Origin of the sequence: Pseudorhodoplanes sp., assembly GCF_035565855.1 — a bacterium.
Classification (GTDB): Bacteria; Pseudomonadota; Alphaproteobacteria; order Rhizobiales; family Xanthobacteraceae; genus Pseudorhodoplanes.
In genome coordinates this window covers 1-5,584 of sequence record NZ_DATMRX010000041.1, presented here as the reverse complement: position 1 = coordinate 5,584, position 5,584 = coordinate 1, and the positions used below count along the sequence as shown (strand labels likewise).

The window sequence follows — 5,584 nt, the reverse complement described above, 5'->3', positions numbered from 1 at the left end:
CATGCTCGGCTGCTTGGGCAGCTCGCGCCCGATCTCAGCGGCATGGGATCGGTAGTTGACCCCGGCGCAAAGGATCTTACGCGGATCGGGGATCGCGGGCAGCAAGCGGATATCGGCGAGCGCATGGTCCGGCTTGGCGGCGGACGCCGCCTTGCGCATCGCGTCGAGCGCGCCGGCGGCCAGAGCCTCGCGCAGCGAGCCGTGCCCCGTCATGGTCACGACGCCATCGCCGACCACCGCGCCGTAGCATTCCTTGCCGCCAGCAACATAGCTCGCCAGTTTCATCTCAATTCCTCCGCCATGCGATCTCGGATCGCCCCTCTCACAACCGGGAGAACATTGCGAGGGCCCGCTGTATCGGACCTGTATTCAGGCTATACAAGCCGGTCGCCATCGGCATCCCGTTCCTTCATTGCAGCGCAACGGGGATGACCGCGACGGCGTCTTGATGGAGCCTTCCGACGATGTCCGACCTTCCGCTCACGCTCGCCATCGGCGACTACCTCCACACCCGCGAACTCGCGGCCGGCCGGATCAAGCCGGAGGGGATCGACCTGCGCGTGCTCAATCATCCGTTCGAGTTGATCGCCTATCGCTTCCTGTCGTCGCAGGAATGGGAAATCTCGGAGTTCTCGTTGGCCACCTATTGCACGATGGCCGCGCGCGGCAACGCCCCGATGATCGCGCTGCCGATCTTTCCCTCGCGGGTGTTCCGGCACGGCTCGATCTATGTGACCGCCGACTCGAAGGTCAAAAGCCCCGCTGACCTCAAGGGCCGGCGCGTCGGGATCCCGCAATGGACGCAGACCGCCGTGACTTATGTGCGCGGCTGGCTGCAGCACGACGTCGGCGTGCCGCTGACGTCGATCGATTGGATTCAGGCCGGCGTCAACGACCGCGGCCGCAAGGAAATGGCGAAGTTCACGTTGCCGCCCGGCATCCGCCTCACCCCCGTTGCCGACAAGAGCCTGAACGAACTGCTGCTCGCCGGCGAGATCGACGCGCTCATCAGCGCCCGCCCACCCGACGTTTTCCTGAACGGCAAGCACGGCGTGAAGCGTCTCGTTCCCGACTATCGCGAACAGGAGCGGGCTTATTTCCAGAAGACCGGCATCTTCCCGATCATGCATGTCGTCGTCGTGCGCCGCGAAACCTACGAGGCAAACCGCTGGATCGCGCGCAACATCCTCGAAGCCTTCGAGAAAGCCAAGCGCGCCTGCCTGCCCGCACTCTACCAGGGGCAGATTTCCTTTGTGCCGACAGCCTGGAGCAACGATCACATCGAGGAAACCAACCAGCTCCTGTTCCCCGATGGCGATCCGTGGCCCTACGGCGTCGAGCGGAACCGCAAGACGCTCGAACCGTTCCTCGCATTCTGCCACGAACAAGGCCTGACCGAGCGCAAGGTCGCCGTCGAGGAAATGTTCGCCAAGGAGACGCTCACCGAATTGAAGATCTAGGGGGCCGGGCAGCGGGCCGCCCTTCTCCGCTTCGTCGATCCAGGTGAGTCCCTAATCCAGGTGAATCCCTGCGTCCTTGATGATCTTGATCCACTTGTCGTAGTCGGCCTTGACGACGGCATTGATCTTGTCCGCGGGCACGTCCATCAGTTCGCCGCCGACACTCGCGAGCCGCGGCTTCATTTCGGGGCCGGCCTCGGCGATGTGCTTGCGCAAGAGCGCAATGACTGACGGCGGCGTTTTGGCCGGCGCGAAAATCCCGATCCACGAATCGATCTCGAGACCCGGCACACCGGATTCGGTCATGGTCGGCAGGTCGGGCGCTCCAGGATTGCGGTTCTTGGCCAGGATCGCGATGCCTCGCGCCTGCCCCGATTTGACGTAAGGCAGCGCCGCCGGCGTGGAATCGAGGAACAGATCGACCCGTCCGGACAGCACGTCGGGGTATGCCAGCGACGAGCCGCGATACGGCACCTCCAGGAACTTCGTTCCCGTGATCGCCTGAAACGCCGCGCCGAGCACATGCTGGCCGGTGCCGATGCCGGCGTTCGCGAGCTTGATCGTGCCGGGCTTGGCCTTGGCGGCGGCGACGATCTCCTGCGCCGTCTTGTAGGGCAGGTTATTGGAGCCGACGAGCGTGTAGGAGATATTCAGAATGAGCGCGACCGGGACAAGATCGTTCAACGGATCGTAGGGCAGGCTTTTATAAAGCCCGGCATTGAACACGACGTTGCTCAAACCGCCGACCAGCAGCGTATAGCCGTCCGGCGGCGCGGCGACCGCGGCCTTGGTACCGACGATGGTGCCGCCGCCTGGACGGTTCTCCACGACGAACGATTGATTGAGCCGCTTGCTGAGCTGATCGGCGACCAACCGTCCCAGGATGTCGTAGCTGCCGGACGGGCCGATGGGTACGATGATCTTCACCGGATGGGCCGGATAATCCTGCGCGCGAGCAGGAATCGAGCCGGACAACGCCAGCGCGAACATTCCGGCCACGAGCAGGCTACGGCGGACGATCATGAAACTCTCCCAATGCAATTGATTTGCCGAAGCCCGAACCGTTCAATGGGCGCCCGCATCGTATGCAATACGCGGTCAAGCGCAAAGCACGTTCTCCGAACGGTGGAACGGATCGCGACCCTGGAGTAGACCTCAAAACAGAAAAGCAATCCTTCGGAGGATGACGTCATGGCGCTCGCACTCTATCACAACGACATGTCGAGCTGCGCGCAGAAGGTGCGCCTGGTGCTCGCGGAAAAGGGCCTTGAGTGGGAGAGCCGCCATCTCGATCTGCGCGCCGGCGAGCACCAGAAGGAATGGTACATCAAGCTCAATCCACGCGCCGTGGTGCCGACATTGATCGACGGCGACCTCGCCGTTCCGGAATCCAACGTCATCAACGAATATCTTGACGAGCGCTTTCCCGAGCGGCCGCTCAAGCCGGACGATCCGTTCGGTCGCGCCAAGATGCGGCTGTGGACCAAGCAGCTTGACGAGGGCGTCCATGACGCCGGCATTGCCATCCTGAGCTTCGGCGTCGCCTTCCGCCACCAGTATCTGTCGCGCGGCGAGGCCGGAAAGCAAATGCTCGAGAGCATCCCCGATCCGATCAAGCGCGAGCGGCGGCGCGACGTCATCGAGAAAGGCTTGGACTCGCCGTTCTTCCACATCGCGATCCAGCGGCTGCTCACGCTCTATCGCGACATGGACAACGCGCTCGCCCAGCACGCGTGGCTAGCGGGCGACCGCTACAGCATCGCCGATGCGGCGTTCACGCCCTACATCGTGCGGCTGGAACACCTCGACGTCATGGGCCTGCTCGACCCGACGCCTCGGACCGCCGACTGGTATCGCCGGATCAAGGCGCGGCCGAGCTTCCAGGACGCCATCGTCAACTGGGAAAATGCGGGTTACCTTGACCTGATGAAGCGCCGCGGGCACGAGGACTGGCCCAAGATCAAGCAGATCATGGAGAATAGCGCCCAGGCGACAGGCGCCGGCGCTTGACGCGGCGCGCCGGCCCGGAAATCGGGCCTTTTTAAGCGTTGCCCACCGCGGCGCCCCTACCGTCACCGCAATTCACAGGGGCCACGCACGATTGCGTGTGCTCACGGAACGGTAACTCCTACGACGCATTGCTGCCCCAGCATGATGGCCTGCGACGGGATACCGCAATCACAGGCCTGACCGGTGGACCCGTCCGTGCAACCAACCCGGCTGGGCCGAAAGCCGGTCGATGGAAAGGGTGCAGGAGTCGAGGATGGACGGACCGACCAACAGAAGCCGTTACTATGTGGTTTACGACGGCGCCTGGAAAATTCAATGCGATGGCGAGAACTCGGAGCCCTACGAGCGCCGCAACGATGCATTCCGGGACGCGGTAGCGCTGGCCCATCTCGACAGCCGCAACGGTCGCGAGGCCGATGTCGTCGTGCAGTGCGAAGACGATCGGTTCCAGCCTAAATGGGCCTCCTCGCGCGACCCCTATCCGCCGCCGCTGGTCCCGGAGTCCTGAGCGCCGTTCCGATAACCCCATCCTCCGATACCGGGCGGAGGCTTTTTTCCCCAGCGGCGGGATGGGCTTTGATCCTAGGCTGCGTCGCGGATAGCAATCCTGAGCCGCTTCAACGCATGGACGAAACAGGGCTGGCGCGAAAGCGGCGAACCATTAATATGTTCCGCGACGCAATGGGGCGCACGCCATGATACCGGAAACGCAGACGACGACCGCCGGGTACAAGCGTGAGGTAACGGCTTCTCCTCGAATCCTGATCGTCGAAGACGAATTGCTGGTCGCCTGGCATCTCGAATCGCTGTCACGCGAACACAACCTCGAGGTCTGCGGCCTGGTGCCCGACGGCATCGGCGCGATCGAGCAGGCTTCCGATCTGGATGTCGATCTGATCCTGATGGATATCCGCCTTGCCGGCCGGATGGACGGCATCGAGGCGGCGCAGCGCATTCGCGAGCAGCGCGATACCCCGATCATCTTCATCACCGCGCATGGCGATCCCACCACGCGCGCGCACATCCATCGCCTGCTGCCGGACGCGCCGGTGCTCGCGAAGCCGATCTCGTCCGATCAGCTTCGCGATGCGATCAACACAGCGCTCGGTGCCTGCGATTAGAATCCTCGTTTTGACGCGTGTTCTTCACGCGAACCGATATCCGCTTCGCTCGAAAACGCTTTAACCCGCATCACGCCACGGCCGTCGGCGCCAACGCCTCGATGTCGGTTGCGACGTCGATGATGGCGGGGCGGTTGGCGGCAAGCGCCTGGGCCAACGCCGCGGGAAACGCCGACGGGTGTTCGACGCGGATGCCGAGCGCGCCCATGTCCTCCGCGATGCGCGCGAAATTCATCTTGTTGAAGGTCCAAAGCTCGCGGCCGCGCTCGGTCTGCGTGCCGCCATAGGCGCGGTCGAAACCACGCTTGCTCTGGTTGCCGCCGCCGTTGTTGTTGACCACGGTAACCGCGTTGATCTTCCAGCGCACGGCCGTCTCGATTTCGCCGATGTGGTACCAGAAGCCGGCGTCCCCGGTGAACGTCACCACCGGGCGCTCCGGCACGCCGCATTTCGCACCGAGCCCGGCGGGAAACGCCCAGCCGAGATGGCCGGCACTGCGGATATAGCTCTGGTTCGGGCTTTTCAGATCGTACATGCCGCCCATCCACATGCCGGCGTGGCCGGTATCGACCACCACGATGGCATCGTCGGGCACATGCTTGGACAACTCGTGGCAGATGCGCGCCGGATGGATGGGCGCCGCGTCGGACTCCAGCATCGGCTTGTACTTGGCGTACCAGTCGCTGCGGAGTTGCTGCGCCTGAGCGACCCAGGCCTTCCGCTTGCCCGCGGTCGTCCTGTCGGCGGCGGCAAGCATCTTCTGCAGCGTTACCTTGGCGTCGCCGTTGACGCCGGCCTGCAGCGGATAGTTCAAGCCGAGCGCCTGCGGGTTGATGTCGATCTGGATCGCCGGCGTGCCGATCTTCGGCACCGCCCAGAAATGCGTGGTCATGCCACCGGTCTCGGTGCCGATGAAACACACCAAGTCGGCGGCGTTGACGGCGAGGTTGGCGCTTTCGCGCGAGTAGCTGCCGACGACGCCGAGCGACAGCG

General features: G+C 63.9%; 6 protein-coding genes and 1 pseudogene. 4 read left to right on the top strand and 3 right to left on the bottom strand.

Annotation, left to right across the window (positions count from 1 at the left end; translation table 11 throughout):
- A pseudogene (locus VN004_RS02590) lies at positions 1 to 285 on the bottom strand (hypothetical protein); the annotation flags it as partial.
- Positions 286 to 464: 179 nt separating this feature from the next.
- Here VN004_RS02590 and VN004_RS02585 point away from each other — a divergent pair.
- Positions 465 to 1,460 carry a 4,5-dihydroxyphthalate decarboxylase gene (locus tag VN004_RS02585; RefSeq protein ID WP_325606725.1) on the top strand — a complete coding sequence of 332 codons (996 nt, stop codon included), beginning with the start codon at positions 465 to 467 and terminating at the stop codon, positions 1,458 to 1,460.
- Positions 1,461 to 1,511: 51 nt separating this feature from the next.
- Here VN004_RS02585 and VN004_RS02580 read toward each other — a convergent pair whose 3' ends face one another.
- Positions 1,512 to 2,483 (bottom strand): tripartite tricarboxylate transporter substrate binding protein, encoded by a 972-nt coding sequence (locus tag VN004_RS02580; protein WP_325606723.1) that lies wholly within the window; start codon positions 2,481 to 2,483, stop codon positions 1,512 to 1,514.
- A 168-nt stretch (positions 2,484 to 2,651) separates the two neighbouring features.
- Between VN004_RS02580 and VN004_RS02575 the strand changes: the two genes are divergently transcribed.
- The 3 genes from VN004_RS02575 (at position 2,652) to VN004_RS02565 (ending at position 4,591) form a co-directional block, all read left to right on the top strand.
- Positions 2,652 to 3,470 (top strand): glutathione S-transferase family protein, encoded by an 819-nt coding sequence (locus VN004_RS02575; RefSeq protein ID WP_325606721.1) that lies wholly within the window; start codon positions 2,652 to 2,654, stop codon positions 3,468 to 3,470.
- Positions 3,471 to 3,723: 253 nt separating this feature from the next.
- On the top strand, positions 3,724 to 3,978 hold the full coding sequence (locus tag VN004_RS02570) for a DUF2188 domain-containing protein (protein WP_325606720.1): 255 nt from the start codon (positions 3,724 to 3,726) through the stop codon (positions 3,976 to 3,978).
- Positions 3,979 to 4,165: 187 nt separating this feature from the next.
- The gene (locus tag VN004_RS02565; RefSeq protein WP_325606718.1) at positions 4,166 to 4,591 is read left to right on the top strand and encodes a response regulator; all 426 of its coding nucleotides are present in this window, start codon (positions 4,166 to 4,168) and stop codon (positions 4,589 to 4,591) included.
- A 70-nt stretch (positions 4,592 to 4,661) separates the two neighbouring features.
- Here VN004_RS02565 and VN004_RS02560 read toward each other — a convergent pair.
- A partial coding sequence (locus tag VN004_RS02560; RefSeq protein ID WP_325606717.1) for a thiamine pyrophosphate-binding protein occupies positions 4,662 to 5,584 on the bottom strand: 923 nt, incomplete at its 5' end.